At 36.0% G+C, this 18,017-nt stretch carries 18 protein-coding genes and 1 pseudogene; 10 read left to right on the top strand and 9 right to left on the bottom strand.

Features of this window, described 5'->3' with window-relative positions:
- Positions 1–38 precede the first annotated feature (38 nt).
- Complete coding sequence (gene pruA, locus K7G79_RS09025) at positions 39–1,667, bottom strand: L-glutamate gamma-semialdehyde dehydrogenase (protein WP_223551196.1); 1,629 nt, start codon at positions 1,665–1,667, stop codon at positions 39–41.
- A 152-nt stretch (positions 1,668–1,819) separates the two neighbouring features.
- Here pruA and K7G79_RS09030 point away from each other — a divergent pair, with 152 nt between their 5' ends.
- Together K7G79_RS09030 and K7G79_RS09035 are read left to right on the top strand one after the other, a co-directional pair.
- Positions 1,820–2,545: an NRDE family protein gene (locus tag K7G79_RS09030; protein WP_223551198.1), complete on the top strand. Its 726-nt coding sequence runs from the start codon at positions 1,820–1,822 to the stop codon at positions 2,543–2,545.
- Positions 2,538–3,530 (top strand): DUF6695 family protein, encoded by a 993-nt coding sequence (locus tag K7G79_RS09035; RefSeq protein ID WP_223551199.1) that lies wholly within the window; start codon positions 2,538–2,540, stop codon positions 3,528–3,530. Before K7G79_RS09030 ends, K7G79_RS09035 begins: the two co-directional genes overlap by 8 nt.
- Before the next feature lie 87 nt (positions 3,531–3,617).
- Here K7G79_RS09035 and apaG read toward each other — a convergent pair whose 3' ends face one another.
- Together apaG and K7G79_RS09045 are read right to left on the bottom strand one after the other, a co-directional pair.
- Positions 3,618–4,004 (bottom strand): Co2+/Mg2+ efflux protein ApaG, encoded by a 387-nt coding sequence (gene apaG, locus K7G79_RS09040; protein WP_223551201.1) that lies wholly within the window; start codon positions 4,002–4,004, stop codon positions 3,618–3,620.
- Positions 4,005–4,088: 84 nt separating this feature from the next.
- Positions 4,089–5,300 carry a DUF5103 domain-containing protein gene (locus K7G79_RS09045; protein ID WP_223551203.1) on the bottom strand — a complete coding sequence of 404 codons (1,212 nt, stop codon included), beginning with the start codon at positions 5,298–5,300 and terminating at the stop codon, positions 4,089–4,091.
- A gap of 196 nt (positions 5,301–5,496) precedes the next feature.
- Between K7G79_RS09045 and K7G79_RS09050 the strand changes: the two genes are divergently transcribed.
- The 6 genes from K7G79_RS09050 to nqrF all read left to right on the top strand — a co-directional run bounded on the left by K7G79_RS09050 (position 5,497) and on the right by nqrF (position 11,636).
- Positions 5,497–6,852: a Na(+)-translocating NADH-quinone reductase subunit A gene (locus K7G79_RS09050; RefSeq protein WP_223551204.1), complete on the top strand. Its 1,356-nt coding sequence runs from the start codon at positions 5,497–5,499 to the stop codon at positions 6,850–6,852.
- Positions 6,852–8,090 carry an NADH:ubiquinone reductase (Na(+)-transporting) subunit B gene (locus K7G79_RS09055; protein WP_223551206.1) on the top strand — a complete coding sequence of 413 codons (1,239 nt, stop codon included), beginning with the start codon at positions 6,852–6,854 and terminating at the stop codon, positions 8,088–8,090. Before K7G79_RS09050 ends, K7G79_RS09055 begins: the two co-directional genes overlap by 1 nt.
- A gap of 4 nt (positions 8,091–8,094) precedes the next feature.
- Complete coding sequence (locus K7G79_RS09060) at positions 8,095–8,844, top strand: Na(+)-translocating NADH-quinone reductase subunit C (RefSeq protein ID WP_223551208.1); 750 nt, start codon at positions 8,095–8,097, stop codon at positions 8,842–8,844.
- 6 nt (positions 8,845–8,850) lie between these two features.
- Positions 8,851–9,498, top strand: coding sequence for an NADH:ubiquinone reductase (Na(+)-transporting) subunit D (locus tag K7G79_RS09065; RefSeq protein ID WP_223551209.1), 648 nt, complete (start codon positions 8,851–8,853; stop codon positions 9,496–9,498).
- 70 nt (positions 9,499–9,568) lie between these two features.
- A complete protein-coding gene (gene nqrE / locus K7G79_RS09070; protein ID WP_223551211.1) occupies positions 9,569–10,324 on the top strand; it encodes an NADH:ubiquinone reductase (Na(+)-transporting) subunit E in 756 nt (251 codons plus the stop codon).
- A 1-nt stretch (position 10,325) separates the two neighbouring features.
- The gene (gene nqrF, locus K7G79_RS09075) at positions 10,326–11,636 is read left to right on the top strand and encodes an NADH:ubiquinone reductase (Na(+)-transporting) subunit F (RefSeq protein WP_223551280.1); all 1,311 of its coding nucleotides are present in this window, start codon (positions 10,326–10,328) and stop codon (positions 11,634–11,636) included.
- Between the two features lie 65 nt (positions 11,637–11,701).
- Here nqrF and K7G79_RS09080 read toward each other — a convergent pair whose 3' ends face one another.
- Entirely contained in the window at positions 11,702–12,286 is a 585-nt protein-coding gene (locus K7G79_RS09080; protein WP_223551213.1) for a diheme cytochrome c-553, read from the bottom strand.
- Between the two features lie 219 nt (positions 12,287–12,505).
- Here K7G79_RS09080 and K7G79_RS09085 point away from each other — a divergent pair, with 219 nt between their 5' ends.
- Positions 12,506–12,883 carry a Na(+)-translocating NADH-quinone reductase subunit F gene (locus K7G79_RS09085; protein WP_223551215.1) on the top strand — a complete coding sequence of 126 codons (378 nt, stop codon included), beginning with the start codon at positions 12,506–12,508 and terminating at the stop codon, positions 12,881–12,883.
- Positions 12,884–12,901: 18 nt separating this feature from the next.
- Positions 12,902–13,879, top strand: coding sequence for an FAD:protein FMN transferase (locus K7G79_RS09090; RefSeq protein WP_223551217.1), 978 nt, complete (start codon positions 12,902–12,904; stop codon positions 13,877–13,879).
- Positions 13,880–13,951: 72 nt separating this feature from the next.
- On the opposite strand, the gene K7G79_RS09095 is transcribed toward K7G79_RS09090, so the two are convergent.
- The 5 genes and pseudogenes from K7G79_RS09095 to gpmI form a co-directional block, all read right to left on the bottom strand.
- The gene (locus K7G79_RS09095) at positions 13,952–14,716 is read right to left on the bottom strand and encodes a class I SAM-dependent methyltransferase (RefSeq protein ID WP_223551218.1); all 765 of its coding nucleotides are present in this window, start codon (positions 14,714–14,716) and stop codon (positions 13,952–13,954) included.
- A gap of 6 nt (positions 14,717–14,722) precedes the next feature.
- On the bottom strand, positions 14,723–15,040 hold the full coding sequence (locus tag K7G79_RS09100; protein WP_223551220.1) for a cupin domain-containing protein: 318 nt from the start codon (positions 15,038–15,040) through the stop codon (positions 14,723–14,725).
- Between the two features lie 6 nt (positions 15,041–15,046).
- Complete coding sequence (gene map / locus K7G79_RS09105) at positions 15,047–15,865, bottom strand: type I methionyl aminopeptidase (protein WP_223551222.1); 819 nt, start codon at positions 15,863–15,865, stop codon at positions 15,047–15,049.
- Positions 15,866–15,932: 67 nt separating this feature from the next.
- Positions 15,933–16,341, bottom strand: a pseudogene (locus tag K7G79_RS09110) (BT0820 family HAD-type phosphatase).
- 41 nt (positions 16,342–16,382) lie between these two features.
- Positions 16,383–17,900: a 2,3-bisphosphoglycerate-independent phosphoglycerate mutase gene (gpmI, locus tag K7G79_RS09115; protein ID WP_223551224.1), complete on the bottom strand. Its 1,518-nt coding sequence runs from the start codon at positions 17,898–17,900 to the stop codon at positions 16,383–16,385.
- Positions 17,901–18,017 lie beyond the last annotated feature (117 nt).

The raw sequence follows: 18,017 nt of genomic DNA on the forward strand, positions 1-18,017 counted from the left end.
CTTTTTAATTAGTCCTTTTTCAACAAGGAATTGTTCTGTTACTCTCCCAAAAAAGGATAACGGTAATCGGTAGGCGTTACGAAGGTTTCCTTAATTAACCTTGGAGACACCCAACGTAGTAAGTTTTGTGCACTACCTGCTTTATCGTTGGTACCTGATGCTCTTGCACCTCCAAACGGCTGTTGTCCTACAACGGCACCAGTGGGTTTATCGTTAATGTAAAAATTGCCAGCACAGTTTTGTAAAGCTGTTGTAGCCTCGGTAATTGCATAACGGTCTGTGGCTAAAATAGCACCTGTTAAGGCATATTCACTGGTTTCATCAACAAGTTTCAAGGTTTCAGCATATGTGTCATCTTTATACACATAAATGGTAATAACGGGACCAAACAATTCGGTACACATAGTCGTGTATTTTGGATTGGTCGTTACAATTACCGTAGGTTCTATAAAATAGCCCTTGCTTTTGTCATAGCCTCCACCTGCAATGATTTCGGCATCACTATCAGCTTTAGCTTGGTCAATGTATTTTGCCAATTTATCAAATGATCCTTCGTGGATTACCGCAGTGATAAAGTTGCCCATATCTTCTGGTGATCCCATTTTAAAGGAGTTTAAATCTTCTATTACAAAGTTTTTTACATCATTCCATAAGCTTTTTGGAATGTATGCCCTTGAGGCGGCACTGCATTTTTGACCTTGGAATTCGAAAGCACCACGAACAATAGCTGTGGCAACTTGCTTGGTATCAGCCGATTTGTGTGCTACTATAAAATCCTTACCACCTGTTTCGCCCACAATTCTGGGGTAGGTTTTATAGTTATGAATGTTGTTGCCTATTTGTTTCCACAATTCTTTAAAAATAAAGGTAGATCCTGTAAAGTGCAGACCTGAAAAATCAGGACTGGATAATACCGTTTCGGTAATCATCACGGGATCTCCAAATACCACATTAATAACACCAGCAGGAACACCAGCTTCCTTAAACACGTCCATAATTACTTTTGCAGAGTATACTTGACTATCACTAGGTTTCCAAACCACCACATTGCCCATTAAAGCCATACAAGATGGAAGGTTTCCGGCTATTGCTGTAAAGTTAAAAGGGGTAACCGCATAGGTAAACCCTTCCAACGGACGGTATTCCACACGGTTCCACGCATCACTTGTGCTTTCGGGTTGCTCAGCGTAAATGTCGGTCATATACTGCACGTTAAAACGCAGGAAATCTATCAATTCACAGGCAGAATCAATCTCCGCTTGATGAATGGTTTTGGATTGCGCTATCATTGTAGCCGCATTTATTTTGGCACGGTAAGGACCTGCAATGAGTTCAGCAGCTTTTAAGAAGATGCCGGCACGTTGTTCCCAAGGCATTTGGCTCCATGTTTTTCTGGCTTCCAAAGCGGTTGCAATAGCCTCCTCAACATGTTTTTTTTCAGCGACATGATAAGTGCCTACTATGTGTTGGTGGTCATGGGGGGGCGACATAGTTCTAGTGTTTCCCGTCATAACATCCTCACCATTTATATAAAGTGGAACATCAATCTTACTACTAAACATATCTTTGTATGCTTTAAGCACAGCCTCACGTTCGGGTGAGCCAGGTGCATAATTTTTAACAGGTTCATTAATCGCAATTGGCACATTAAAAAAGCCTTTTCCCATGATTCTTAATTTTTTATTATTGAATTTTCATTAAATGGACTGCAAAATTACGAATTTTTAAATCGAAAAAGGTAGATACTTTCTTTAAATGTGTGTATTATTTTTGCATATAACTTTGTAAGTTAGCCACTATTACAAAGACTACTTGGTTTATGTGTACAGTTACTCTAGTTCCAAAAGGACAGCAGGATTTTATTTTAACCTCGAACCGGGATGAAGCTCCGAATAGGGTGTCGTTGCCTCCAGAATCTTATCAGGTAAATGATACTTTGGTATTGTTTCCAAAAGACAAACTCTCTGGTGGTACTTGGATTGGAATCAGTGAAGTGAACAGGGTGGTTTGTGTGTTAAATGGTGGTTTTGAGCGACATAAGCGTCAACCAAATTATAGAAAGAGCAGGGGGGTGGTTGCTAAGGACTTTTTAATATATAAAAAATTTGAACCTTTTGTTGAAATTTATGATTTTAAATATATTGAACCTTTTACCATGGTGATTGCCGATTGGAACGAAAGCCTAAAGTTCTATGAGTTAATATGGGATGGTGCAGTAAAACATTTTACCAAATTGCCCTTGGAGCCTAAAATTTGGTCGTCTGCAACATTGTATAATGAAATAATGAAGAATGAACGCTTTCACTGGTTTGAAGATTTTAAGGCCAAGCAGGTATTGAATAAAGAGACCTTGTTGGACTTTCATAAAAATACCGAAGCTAATAATTCAGATTATGGGGTTGTTATGGACCGGGGCTTTGTGAGAACAACAAGCATCACCCAAATTGATAAACAATCCGATACAGTTACCATGCGCTATGAAAATCTGCTAAGCCATTCGGTTACCAGTAAAACTTTAAATCTTTCACAAACAATTAATGGATAATACGGGGATTATTTTAACATTGGCTTATCCCGATACCATTGTTATGGTGTCCAAAGAATGGTTTTCCCCGTTTTTACGGTTTTTTGGTATTGGTAAGAAAAACTATGTACGGGCAGGTCATGCGGCTTTGGTGTTAATCAACAAAGCTACTGGTGAACTAGAGTATCATGATTTTGGACGCTACATAACCCCAGAACCTACAGGTAGGGTACGTGGTAAGGATACCGATAATGAATTGGATTTTCCGCTCAAGGCACACATCGAAAACGACAGGATTGTTAATCTAAATGATATCTTAAAGTTTTTAGCGACCCATCCAAAGCAAACGCATGGTGATGGTAAATTAATAGCGTCTGTATGTGGAGCGGTCGATTATCAAAAAGCAAGGGAACATATTACCAATATGCAAAATAAGCATTTTATTAGGTATGCTGCGTTTATAAAAAAAGGCTGTAACTGTGCACGTTTTGTAACCGATAGCCTAATTGCTTCTGTTACCGATTTAGGCATTAAAAAGAAACTGAAACAGTCGAAGTGGTTTACGCCCAGTACGGTTGGCAATGTGCTGTTGGCCGATACCGAAAATCAGGTTTATGAAGTGTCTGATTCAGGTGTTGTCTCAACATTTGAAGGTTCCCTTAAAAGTGAAAATGTAAGATGCTTTTTAGATAATTTAAAAAATCACGAACCACATTTTATTGGAACTTTAGAGCCCAGACCTGTGAATAATTTACATGAAAAAGCACAGTGGTTGCCTGGTATTGCTGCAGGTGCTTGGTTTGAGCTTCATAATGTTGGGCATGACTTAGAGTATTTTTTTAAACGCATTTCACCACATGGAAAAATTGATGTTCACGACAAGTATGTGGTAAACGATTCATCATTTAATTACAATTTAAAGTTTGAATTTGTACACTATTCCAACTGCAAATTCTTTCATGTGAAACAGAATGGACAGGTATTTCGGTTTGATAGGAGAAGTTAGTTTTTCACTGAAGCCATAGTGTTCTTTAGGTGGAAAAAATGATTGTTATAGGCTTAAAAATGTCTGTAACTGTTAATTGGCTAATAACTAATTAATAGCAAAAGGCGCACATAGCTTAAACGCGGGTATAGATACCCTAAACTGTTTAGTAGTCGTAAAGTTAACCATATTGTAATGGCCATACATAGCACCAAAGGGGGAGGTCAATAAGCAACCAGAGGTATAAGTGTGGGACTCTCCTGGCTTTAAAACAGGTTTTCTGCCAATAACGCCCTCGCCGGTTACGGTTTCAACATTGTTTAGGGCATCCAAAATACGCCATTGACGAGATAAGAGCTGTACCGAATCCTTACTTTGGTTTTCAATGGTTATCGTATAGCCAAAAGCGTATTGTATTTTATAATCTTTATAAAATGACCCTTCGAAGTTGGTTTCTACCGAAATTTTTATGCCTTTTGTAACTTGTTGAACCATGTTAAATACTGATAAACAATATGTTTAGGTTGGCTAAAATAAGAAATTTTAAGATTGATAAATTATAAAAACCGTTAAAATGCATTAATTGGAGATGTTAACCGAACTTCCTTCTCCTAAACCAATGATTCTGTCGTAACGCGCCCCTAAATCACGATAATACACCAATACTTTATAGTTGTTCTCCGTTTGATAAAAATTACCACTAATCAAGCCTTCGTCTATAGATCCATCATTATTTATTACGACGTATTTGTAATTGTAAAACCCTTGTTTGAGTAATAAAGTACAATGGTAACGATTGGTATAATCGTCAAAGGTTAGTTTGGTGCTTTCTTCAATAGCATAATTGTTGAAATTACCATAAATATGGATGTCCTTATTTTTAAAATTTACATTGGGTAACAGAGAGAAATGTACCCAAACATAATCGGCTTCAATAGATGAATCTTCTGCGTCTATATTGGTAACTAGATAATTACCGTTAATGTCTGGATTATAGGTGTATGGTCTGGACGCCCTTTCAAAATTGGTAAACAAATAATTGTGGTAAATGTCTTCCAGTGCAATACTTTGAACACCAGTATTGGCAGCCCTCACATCTTTGTTCTCAAAAAACAAATATTCGTTGCCACCCCAAAAACTAGACTCCATATCATACCTGTAGATTAACTGGTTGCCAATGGTGTATTGTGGTTTCAGGTTATTGATGGCAGTGTTTAAATTGTTGTTTTGAACAATTAGCGTATTAACCGTTTGCTTAGGGTTGTTGAGTTGCATGTTTTTTGGAGAAATAACAATTTCCACCCTTTGTTTTTCTTCAATGTATTCAATGTTTCTGGAGCGTTTTAAAGTAACGCCTACATTGGCATTGTCTTCGTAAATCATAAATTTTCTCGAAAACACCAAATCGCCATAATTGTCATAAATACTAATAAGATAATTACCCGAAACTTTTAGCCCCCTAGTTTGGTTATTGGGAATGATTAATTTGTAGTGAGAATAGATTTGGTAAGTATTTAAAGAGTTTTCGTAATTTCTAATGCGTTGGTTGTCGAAGCCGTCCATATATTCCGATTGCACCAAATTTGATGGTGTCCAATCAAAATTATAATGTTTGATTTTATAGTAATAATCGTCTTCGTTGCCATTAAGGGCATCAAATTCCAAGACCAAATATTCCCCTAAACGCAATACTGGTAATTGACTTTCAGGTGTATTGCCTTTAAAATTTATGGTTTTAATATAATTAGGCGGATTGACCTCTTGTACTTGAGCAAGTACAAAAGTGGACATTATAGTGAAAACAATCAAAAATAAAGACTTGAAAGGCATTACCGAAAATTGATTTTTGTAAATATAAACAAAATTCATTCCTAAAGTGATAACGGTATTTTTAGAAATAAAATTATAAATCTTTTTTATATAAACTGTGTTATAAATTTGTATTTTTGCACCGATTTTTAGACAACTAATATTCAATATAGTAAATATGTCAAACGACATTCGTATTAAAAAAGGTCTGGACATTAAACTTAAAGGTGAAGCTGAAAAAACTATCGAACAGGCAATTATCAGCAACTACTGTACCATAAGACCAGAAGATTTTCACGGCATAATTCCCAAACTTATTGCAAAAGAAGGGACCCAGATAAAAGCTGGGGAAGTTTTGTTTTATGATAAGTCTAACGAACTCATCAAGTTTGTTTCTCCGGTATCGGGTAAGGTAATTGAGGTGGTTCGTGGACCCAAAAGACGCATCGACGCGATTAAGATTGAGTCCGATAAGTCTCTAGATTACCATGATTTTGGTAAGTTGGATGCAAATTCAGCTACGGCTGAAGCAATAAAAGCCCATTTATTGGCATCGGGTTGTTGGCCGTTTATAAAACAACGCCCGTACGATGTGATTGCCAATCCAAATAAGTTGCCAAAAGCGATATTTATTTCGGGTTATGCTTCCGCACCTTTAGCAGCCGATTTAGATTTCACTCTTCAAGGTAAGGAAGCCGAATTACAAGCTGCTATTACTGCTTTGAGTAAATTAACCGATGGAAAAATACATGTCTCTATTGGAAAAGCATCAAGTTCACCCTTAGCTGGACTATCTGGAATTACATTGCATAAAGTTTCTGGGCCACATCCATCAGGTAACGTAGGGACACAAATCAATAAAATTAATCCTATCAATAAAGGAGAGATTGTATGGACGGTGAATCCGCAGGACTTGGTCATTATTGGGGAATTGTTTTTAACAGGTAAGTTTAATGCAGAACGCTTAGTAGCTTTAGTGGGGTCTTCAGTAGAAAAGCCAAGATACTTTAAAACACTTATTGGTAGTGAGGTGTCTACTATGGTTTACGATAAGGGCATTTCTAAAGACGTCAATGCGCGTATCATTTCTGGTAATGTATTAACAGGAAAGCAAGTGCAACCCGATGGTGCTTTAGATTATTACAGTAACATAATTTCTGTTATTCCTGAAGGTGATGATTATGATTTTTTTGGATGGAATAAACCTATTTTCGATAAAGTATCCACTTCTAGGGCATTGACATTTTCTTGGTTAAGTCCGAATAAAAAATATGATTTAAACACCAATACTAATGGTGAACACCGTGCCTTTGTGGTTACGGGAAGTTATGAAGAAGTATTTCCGTTGGATATGTACCCCTTACAAATCTTAAAAGCATGTATGTATAAGGATTTAGATGAAATGGAAGCTTTGGGGATGTATGAAGTAGCACCAGAGGATTTTGCATTAACAGAATTTGTATGTGTGTCGAAACAACCGCATCAAAAGATAATAAGAGAAGGTTTAGACTTAATGCTTAAAGAGATAGGATAATGGGTTTAAAAAGTAAATTACATCAATTTAAAGAAAAGAATAGGGATAAAAAATGGTTGCCAGCATTTTCTGCAATACATACATTTTTATTCCTGCCGAACGAAACAACCCATGGAGGTACACATATTAAGGCGGCAGACGACTTGAAGCGTACCATGAATACGGTTATTATGGCTATGCTGCCATGTTTGATTTTTGGTATGTTTAATGCAGGGTATCAGCATCATTTGGCTTTAGGTGAAATCCAGGCTGTAACTCAAGGGTTTTTTAGTCCAGAGTTTTGGACCATGGATAACTTTATGGTTGGGTTTTGGAAGATTTTACCATTGGTTATTGTGTCATACGGTGTGGGTCTAGGTATTGAATTCATCTTTGCCATTATAAAAGGACATGAAGTAGAAGAAGGCTATTTGGTAACCGGTATGTTAGTGCCGTTAATTGTTCCAATTGATATCCCATTATGGATGTTAGCCGTAGCCGTTGTATTTGGTGTGGTAATAGGTAAAGAGGTTTTTGGAGGTACAGGAATGAATATCCTTAATCCGGCCTTAACTATTCGGGCATTTTTATTCTTTGCCTATCCTACTTGGATGTCTGGTGATAAGGTTTGGGTTCACGGTGCAAAAGAGCGTGCTAATCAAATTGCGGCAGGAAAAAATTTAGACGCTATTTCTGGCGAAACCATTTTGGGAAGTTTAGCACAAAATAGTAAAGAGATGGTTGATTCGGCAACAGATATTTGGAATGCCTTTTACGGATTTATTCCAGGTTCGGTTGGTGAAACCTCGGCAATACTTATTTTATTGGGAGGTTTATTCTTGGTCTTTACTAAAATAGGAAGTTGGAGAATCATGTTGTCCTCTGTCTTAGGAGCAATAGCCATGGGTTTAATTTTTAATAGTCTTGTTGATGCTGGGATTGTTGGAGAAAGTAGTAAGTTTTATGGTTTAATGAGTACCACTTGGTGGCATCATTTACTTATTGGTGGATTTGCTTTTGGTATTGTATTTATGGCAACCGATCCTGTAACGGCTTCTCAAACTAATAAAGGCAAATGGATTTATGGGTTCTTGGTTGGATTTATTTCAATTATGATTCGTGTATTCAATCCAGCTTATCCAGAAGGTGTGATGTTGGCCATATTATTAATGAATGTCTTTGCACCGACTATAGACCATTATGTGGTTAGGGGTAATGTAAAGAAAAGAATGAAACGTTTAAAGGTTAAAACTGCTTAACGCGATGGAAAAGAGAACAGAAAAAAATTCATATACAATTCTATTTGCCATTGGTATGGTAATAGTAGTAGGTTCTTTGTTGGCATTTGTAGCATCATCTTTACGGCCTAAAATTGATGAGAATAAACGTATTGAAAAGCAACAAAACATCTTATATGCTATGGGGGTCAATGAAAATGAAGAGGGTTCTGTAGCATTTATAGCAGATAACGAAGTAGAAACAGAGTTTGCAAAGTACATTAAAAAACAGTTAGTTATTACTAATGGAACTGATACCAGGGAAAATGATCAGGCTTACCTAATAGATGTTAAAAAAGAACAGTCTCAAGCGAAAGAAGGTAAAGAAAGACAATTACCATTGTTTGTTGGCGAAAAAGAAGGTAAAACGTTTTATATAGCTCCAATAAGAGGGAAAGGACTTTGGGATGCTGTTTGGGGTTATGTGGCTATGGATGAAAATATGGTGATTCAAGGAGCATATTTTGACCATAAGGGAGAAACAGCTGGTCTTGGAGCAAATATAAAGGAGCGTTTCTTTATGGATGATTTTACGGGTGAACATCTTTTAAATACTTCAGGTAAGTTTGTTGGTGTTAACATTTCTAAAAGTAATGCAGATCCTTTGAATAATGATAAAACAGATAATGAGGTAGATGCTATTGCAGGAGCTACTATAACTGGTGATGGTGTTGCGGCTATGATTAAGTCGGAGCTTAAGCTTTACGTGCCTTATTTTAACACATTAAAAAATTAATATAGTATGGGACTTTTATCAAAAAAAGACGCCGCTTTAATTAAAGATCCATTAGCAGATAATAACCCAATCACTATTCAAGTGTTAGGTATTTGTTCTGCATTGGCCATTACGGCTCAGCTTAAAGCATCTATCGTAATGACCATTTCGGTGATTTTTGTGTTAGGTGTTGGAAACGTCGTAATTTCGTTGATTAGAAATATTATTCCTTCCAAGATTAGAATTATTGTGCAATTGACGGTAGTGGCAGCACTTGTAATTATTGTAGACCAAGTATTAAAAGCATTTTCCTATCAATTAAGTAAAGAACTAGGGGCTTTTATTGGTTTAATTATTACTAACTGTATTATCATGGGACGTTTTGAAGCTTTTGCTTTAGGGAATGGGCCTTGGAAATCGTTCCTTGACGGTGTAGGTAATGCCTTGGGCTATGGTATCATCTTAATTATAGTAGGTTTCTTTAGGGAATTGCTTGGATCTGGAACCTTATTAGGGTTTAAGGTGTTAGGAGACCCAATAGCAAAAACAGGATTGTATGCTTTTGGATATGAAAATAACGGATTTATGTTATTGGCCCCAATGGCCTTAATAGTTGTAGGTGTCCTTATTTGGGTACAACGTTCAAGAAATAAAGCATTAATTGAAGATCATTAATTGGTAAGCAGTTGGCAGTAACAGTAAGCAATTATTGATAACTGAACACTGAGTACAGAATACTATAAAAATGGAACATATAGAATTATTTTTCAAATCAATATTTATAGATAACATGGTATTTGCTACATTCTTGGGAATGTGTTCATATCTGGCAGTGTCTAAAAAAGTAAGTACTGCAGTTGGTCTTGGTGCTGCTGTAATATTTGTATTGTTGGTTACGGTACCTTTAAATTGGTTGTTGGACCAATATATTTTGCAACCAGGAGCATTAGGAAGATGGTTAGGTGAAGATTATGCATCTTTCGATTTAAGTTTCTTGTCGTTTATCATGTTCATTGCAACTATTGCAACTATGGTACAGTTAGTTGAAATTGTAGTTGAAAAATTTTCACCTTCATTATACAATTCATTGGGGATTTTCTTGCCACTTATTGCGGTAAACTGTGCTATTTTGGGAGGATCGTTGTTTATGCAATCCCGTGAAATACCTACTCTAGGATTAGCTACAGTATATGGTATTGGTTCTGGTATAGGATGGTTTTTGGCTATTTTAGCTATAGCGGCAATTCGTGAGAAAATAAGATATTCAAATGTGCCTCCAGCATTACGAGGTTTAGGTATAACCTTTATTACTACAGGATTAATGGCCATTGGTTTTATGAGTTTTGGAGGTATGCTTACAGGAGGAGATGATGCAGGTAAAAAAGAAGAAAAAACGGCTGTTTTAGAACAAGAGAATAAACCAGTAGAAGTAGCTACGGTTACTTCAATCCCTACTGAAGAAAAAAAGGAGTTGTCGAATACTAATAAAGGAAATGAGTAAGATGATTTTAGCCGCAGGTACAACAGGAACAATAGTCGTTACGGTAGTCGCTTTTTTAATAATTACATTATTATTAGTTGCACTATTATTAGTTGTTAAGCAAAAGTTATCTCCATCTGGTCCAGTAAAGATTACCATTAATGGGGAAAAGGAAATTGAAGTCGCTTCTGGAGGTAGTTTATTATCGACTTTGGGAGGTCAGAAAATATTTTTACCATCGGCTTGTGGTGGTGGTGGAACTTGTATCCAATGTGAGTGTCATGTATTATCTGGAGGCGGTGAAGCACTTCCGACCGAAACCCCACACTTTACCCGTAAGGAATTACAACATGGAGCACGTTTGGCCTGTCAAGTGAAAGTAAAGCAAGATATGGATATCACCATTCCAGAAGAAGTTTTTGGTATTAAAAAATGGGAAGCTGTTGTTGTTCGTAATTATAATGTAGCATCATTTATTAAAGAGTTTGTGGTAGAAATTCCAGAGGACATGAATTACAAGGCAGGGGGATATATTCAAATAGAAATTCCACCTTGTGAGATAAAATATTCTGATATAGACATTACAGCACATCCAGAAGAGCACGAAACACCAGATAAGTTTCAAGCCGAGTGGGATAAGTTTGGCTTATGGCCATTGGTAATGAAAAATGATGAAACAGTAGAGCGTGCTTACTCTATGGCTTCTTACCCTGCTGAAGGTCGAGAAATCATGCTAAACGTACGTATTGCTACCCCACCATGGGATCGTGCTAAAAATGGATGGATGGATGTTAATCCAGGAATAGCTTCGTCTTATATATTTTCTAGAAAGGCAGGTGATAAAGTAACCATTTCAGGACCTTATGGTGAGTTCTTTATTAACGAGAGTGATAGCGAAATGCTTTATGTTGGTGGTGGTGCTGGTATGGCACCTATGCGTTCGCACCTGTATCATTTATTTAAGACTTTGGAAACAGGAAGAACCGTGACCTATTGGTATGGTGGGCGTTCTAAACGTGAATTGTTCTATTTAGAACATTTCTACGAGTTAGAGCGTAAGTTTCCTAACTTTAAATTTTTCTTGGCTTTGTCTGAACCATTACCAGAAGACAATTGGAAAGTTAAAAAGGATATTCATGATTCCGAAGGTGATGGTTTTGTAGGCTTTATCCATAACTGTGTTATCGACAATTATTTAAGCAAACATGATGCGCCAGAAGATATCGAATTGTATTTTTGTGGTCCCCCGTTAATGAACAAAGCTGTTCAAAAAATGGGAGAAGATTTTGGTATCCCAGATGAGCATATTCGATTTGATGACTTTGGAGGATAATCTAATGCACTATATAAAATCAAAGCCCAACTTATGTTGGGCTTTGATTGTTTAGGGGTTTAATTTTAGTTCATTTGGGGTGGTATTGGTGCATGTACAAGGTTTTCAACAGGAGGCAAACTTTTTAAATATGCAAAAATAGCCTTAAGGTCATCATCGTTTAAGTTTCGGTATTGCTCCCATGGCATTGGAGGCAACAGAGGCCTGCTACCTTCAAGGCCTTTATAAAGCCCTTTTCTAATAGCAGTCATAAATTGAGCCTCGGTCCAAGAGCCAATACCTGTATCATCTGGTGTTAGGTTAGCTGCAAACGATGTCCCCCAAGGACCTGTGGCTGAAGTAAGTCCCATAGAGAATAAGATATAGCCTTTTGCTGTTATAGCGTCATAGGGAGGAAGTTCTTCATCAGCAGGGTGACCAGAAAGTAATCTACTAGAATCTAATTCCATACCGTGTTCTGTAAATTTTTTAGGAGTATGGCAATCGTGGCAGCCTACGGAATTCACCAAATATTCACCTCGCTTTACAGGGTCTATGTCTATTTCCTCTGCAGGTTGATAATTTTCTTCTGTCGTTTGTTCTTTTTTATTGGAGTTACAAGCTAACAATAAAAAACAAAGGCTAATTAATGAAAATGTTTTTGCTTTCATAGAGTTGGTTAATTAGTGTTTAACAATAGTGTTTTTTAGTTATTTAATATACCAAAACCTGTAAGTGTAAAAGAATGTGATAGTTTGGTGGACCCTCATTTTTACTTAAAGTAGGATCTATGACTGATCGAGAAGCTTACCGAAGATACAAAAAAAGTTTGATTAGCTAATAAGCAAACAAAATTTTAATTCAAAAGATATATATGGTAATTTTGCTATATGAGAAAAGTACTTACAGCTCAGGAGTTGCATAATCTTGCCATGAATCATGTAGGAAAGGATTTGGAAAAACGGGGATTTGAATTTATAGCTGTTAATAGCAAATTGAAAAAGCATCCACAGTTTGTTTGTATAGATAAAAACAATCAATATTATTTTGTGATTGTCAGAGCCGTAATTTTACCAGATAATCCAAATAATTATGATGTGGTATGGATGGAGTCCTTTAAAAAACACGCACGAGATAAAAATGCTAAAGTATTGTATGCAGGTGTGGGTTTAGGAAATATAAAAGGAGAAAAGTTGCCGCTTTACCTAAACGAGGAATATTTGTTGGAATACAATGGTATACAAATAGTAGAAACACATTTAAATTAAATAGGGCCTTGAAGTTATATGAATCGATTTAGTAGCATTTTATTAATTCTTGTAGGATGTTTGTCTTGTAAACAACCTATTGTTAACACCAAACTTCAAGGCTCCATTTTTGGCACCTATTACAGAGTAACCTATGCTTCTGATATCGATTACACTAAACAGTTCGATAGCTTATTTTATGTTATCAATAAATCGATGTCTACTTATCAAGTAAATTCTGATATTTCTAAATTGAATAGGAATGAAGCTATTACCGTTGATGAGCATTTTGTTAAAGTGTTTAGTGCATCAAAAGCTACCTATGAGGGAACTCAAGGTGCTTTTGATCCAACCATTGGCGCTGTGGTTAATGCTTGGGATTTTGGTCCAGAGGGTAAGATTATTGATCTTGATAGTCTTAAAATTGATAGTTTAATGGTTTTTGTTGGATTGGATAAAGTGAAAATTGAAGATAACCGTATAATTAAACCTGAAGAAACCTTTATTGATTTTAATGCCATAGCTAAAGGCTATACCGTAGATTTGGTTTCCGATTTTTTAAGGGGCAAGGGTGTCGAAAACCATTTGGTTGATATTGGAGGTGAGCTAAGGGCTGAAGGGATTAATGTTGAAAAGGGTTTGGCTTGGAAAGTAGGTGTTGAAGATCCCAATTTTGATGGCACGCAATCCATTAATCGCGTTGTTACTTTAGAGAATAAAGCTATGGCAACATCTGGAACTTATAGAAAGTTTAAAATTGATGAATATGGTAATCGTTATGCCCATATTATTAATACAAAAACAGGTTACCCCAGTGAAACTAATTTGTTAAGCATATCTGTAATTGCTAATGATTGTATGACGGCCGATGCCTACGCTACTGCATTTAAGACTATGGGGATTGAAAAAATAAAAACCTTTTTAAAATCACATCCCGAACTTCAAGTGTTTTTAATTTTTGAAAATGAACAGCAGGAACTGAAATCACTTTCCTTAAATGGTTTTCCAGAAAGCTAGTTGTTATTTCATATCAAATGTTAATGTAGATGACAATCTGTTTAAGGGTAAGAGATTACTGTTTTAATTAAATTATTTTGTGACAAGAGGAATGATCTCGCCTTTAATCAAGCGGTATTTATCAATCTCATCTTCCGTTAAGCTTGAAGTATAATCAACTTTATTAACTTGAAAACCTATTCGACGAAGTTTATCAAAATAATCACGACCATAAATTCTAACGTGATCGTATTGTCCAAATATTTTGGCACGCTCATTTTTGTCTATAATGCTATTGTCTTCAAAGGTTTTTTCTCTTTTTAGATCCAGTGGAATTTGAAAAATACCCCAACCACCAGGTTTCATAACTCGATACAGTTCCTGCATCGCTTTGGTATCGTCTTGTATGTGTTCTAAAACATGGTTACACAAAATTACATTGAAGCTATTATCACTAAAAGGTAGGTTACAAATATCGGCTTTAACATCAGCAAGTGGAGAATTTAAATCAGTAGTTATATAACCAAGATTTTTCAGCTTTCTAAAACGCTTATAGAAGGCCTGTTCAGGAGCAAAATGGAGAACCTTAAGATTGTCATTAAAAAAATTGGTTTTATTTTTTAAATATAACCATAATAACCTATGCCGTTCTAATGATAATGTTGATGGTGAGAGTACATTTTCACGTTGGATGCCATAACCATAAGGTAAAAAGGTTTTAAAACTTCTTCCATCTATGGGGTCTGTGTAGGTTTTGCCTTTTAAGAAGATTGCTAAAATTGGACGAATTATATAGCTTAACCTTATGAGCAGAGGTCTAGGAATAAAGTTAAGTATTGCTTTAAAAATTGTTTTCAAAGACTGTTATTTATAATCTTCACGCACTGGGAAAAAAGTATCAATTACCACACAATTGGTTAACGCATTTGCACTATGTATGGTGTTGGAAGGAATTACAGTTATGGAATCAGGTTCAAGAACCTGTGTAATACCATTGATAGTCATTTCTAATTTGCCAGAAATGACTTGTGTTATTTGCTCATGAAAATGAGAATGTGGAGGTAAAACAGATCCCTTTTCAATGGTAATGAATCCAATAGAATTGTTTTCAGTATGTATATACTTTACTTTGATGCCCTTGATAAGCACTTTTTCTGATATATCTGAAAATTTGTGGGTCATGATAAATTATAGTATTAGCTGTTTTTGCCTAAATTCCTCCTCTTCGTTACTTTCAATACCTAAAGCTTCATATATATATGCAAAAGTTGAAAGTAATTCTGGTTTACCATCAACTAAAGCCACGTCGTGTTCAAAATGTGCGCTTGGTTTATTATCAATCGTAGTAATTGTCCAGCCGTCTCTATGCTGTTTTATACGATGGGAGCCCATGTTAATCATGGGTTCAATAGCAACTACCATACCTTCAACAAACTTTTTGCCTCTTCCACGTTTACCATAATTGGGCATTTCAGGATCTTCATGCATTTTTTTTCCTAAACCGTGACCTACTAATTCCCTAACTACCCCATAGCCACGATCTTCACAATATTTTTGGATTGCATAACCAACATCACCAACTCGATTATTCCTTTTAAATTCCCTAATGCCAACATAAAGAGATTCTTTTGTTACCTGCAACAGTCTCTCAGTTTCCGGGTCAATTTTACCTACGGCAAAAGTATAGGCATGGTCACCGTAAAATCCATTTTTGAGTGCTCCGCAGTCTATTGAAATGATGTCGCCTTCCTTTAATGGCTCACTGTTTGGTATGCCGTGTACCACTTGAGAATTGGGACTCATACATAGCGTATTAGGAAAATCATATAATCCTAAAAAACCAGGTTCGGCACCATGGTCTCTAATATATTCTTCTGCTATTTTATCAAGCTGAAGTGTTGAAACCCCTGGTTTTATTTCTCTTGCCAATATGCCTAGGGTTTTAGATACTATTAATGCACTTTCACGCATTAATTCTATTTCTTCCTTTGTTTTTACTACAATCATTTGTTAAAAATAATGGCAAAGATACTTAAAATTAGAATTTTAATCTTTTATGGAGGTAAGTCTTTAATTATCTAAAAAAATCTAAAAATCGTTTCTTTTGTTGTTCTCTTTTTATATTGTTTTCTATACTTATGACTGTTTGATAAACTTTACCCCAACCTATGATCCCCCTATGTTTCGATCATCAATAAAGACTTCAGCATGAATTTTTCTACTTTGTTCATAAGTGTATTGTTCTTCGAGGAAGCTTTTATTTATAGCATAAAAATGTAGCCATTTTTTTCACAAAAAGCAACAGCTTCATCCAGTCGTTTTCCAGAACGATAGCTCCATAATACTAACCTGTGTTTATTTTCTTGAAGCTTTTTTAAAGTTTCAAAAGCAAAGCGTATAGGCTTTCCAATTTTAGGGTAAGTATCTTCAACTATAGTGCCATCAAAGTCTACTGCAATAATGAGCGATTGATTAAAGGTCATAACCTTGGAGCTTCAAACAGTATATGTAAAGCTACAATTTTTTAAATTAATGCATGTCTGGTCATGGCTTCAGGCTGTGTTATACCCATTAACTTTAATATGGTTGGAGCCATATCTCCTAAAATACCATCTTCAATTGATTTTAGTTCCTTATCTATTAAAATTACTGGAACGGGATTGGTTGTGTGTGCCGTGTGTGGTGAACCATCAGGATTTACCATGGTTTCGCAATTTCCGTGATCGGCAATTAATAATGTGGTGTAACCATTATTTAAAGCCTCAGTAACCACATCTTTTACGCAGTCGTCAACAGCCTCACAAGCTTTAATGGCGGCTTCCATTACTCCAGTATGTCCAACCATATCTCCGTTTGCAAAGTTTAAACAGACAAAGTCAACATCGCCTTTTTGTAACTCGGGAACTAAGGCATCGCGTAATTCATAAGCACTCATTTCCGGTTTTAAATCATAGGTTGCCACTTTAGGCGAATTTCTTAAAATACGGGTTTCACCTTCAAAAGGAACTTCTCTTCCACCTGAAAAGAAAAAGGTTACGTGTGGATATTTTTCAGTCTCTGCTATCCTAATTTGTTTTTTATTGTTCTTTTCTAAGACTTCACCTAAGGTTTCGGTTAAATTATCCTTGTTGAAAATAACATTTACATTATTGTAACAGTCATCATAGTTGGTTAAGGTGACATAATGCAGATTAAGTTTGTGCATGTTGTACTCATGAAAGTCTTTTTGTGATAAGGCTTCGGTGAGTTCTCTCCCTCGGTCTGTTCTAAAATTGAAAAATATAACGACATCACCATCTTTAACCGTGGCAATAGGTTCATTATTTTCATTAACCATGATGATGGGTTTAATAAACTCATCGGTAATGTCATTTTTATAGCTATGTTCAATAGAATCAACAGCATTTTTCGATTGTTCACCTTGTCCATTAACAATCGCATCATAAGCAAATTTAACACGTTCCCAGCGTTTATCACGATCCATGGCATAATAGCGTCCCGTTATGCTAGCTAACTTGGTATTGTTGTTTTTAATATGTTCTTGTAATTGGTTCACAAATCCACTGCCTGAAGTTGGACTAACATCACGACCATCCGTAAAGGCATGTACAAAAGTATTTTCTAGTCCGAAGCTATTGGCGGAGTCGATTAAACCTAACAAATGATTAATATGGGAATGCACTCCACCATCACTCAGTAAGCCTAAAAAATGAACGTCTTTGTTATTGTCCTTTGCATATTTAAAAGCTTCAACCAATATTTGTTCGGTTTCTAAGGTTTTATTTTCAACTGCTAGATTAACCTTAACCAAATCCTGATACACAATGCGTCCGGCTCCAAGATTCATGTGTCCCACTTCACTATTTCCCATTTGCCCCTCTGGAAGGCCTACGTTGAGCCCATCTGTTCTAAGTTGGGCAGACGGATAGTTTTTGTATAGAGAATCTATAAAAGGTGTGTCGGCATGATCTATGGCAGATACTTTTGGGTCTGGTGAATGTCCCCAGCCATCCAATATCATAAGGATAACTTTTTTATTCATTTTAATGATGACTTTTTTAACACTGCAAAGATAGCAAACAATAAGGAAGAATATTTCTGAAAACCTTTGTAATAAGCTGTGTTTGTAATTTTTTTAAAATCTCAATAAATTGAATAG

The sequence above is a fragment of the Aestuariivivens sp. NBU2969 genome, assembly GCF_019931125.1.
In the GTDB taxonomy this organism is placed as follows: domain Bacteria; phylum Bacteroidota; class Bacteroidia; order Flavobacteriales; family Flavobacteriaceae; genus Aestuariivivens; species Aestuariivivens marinum.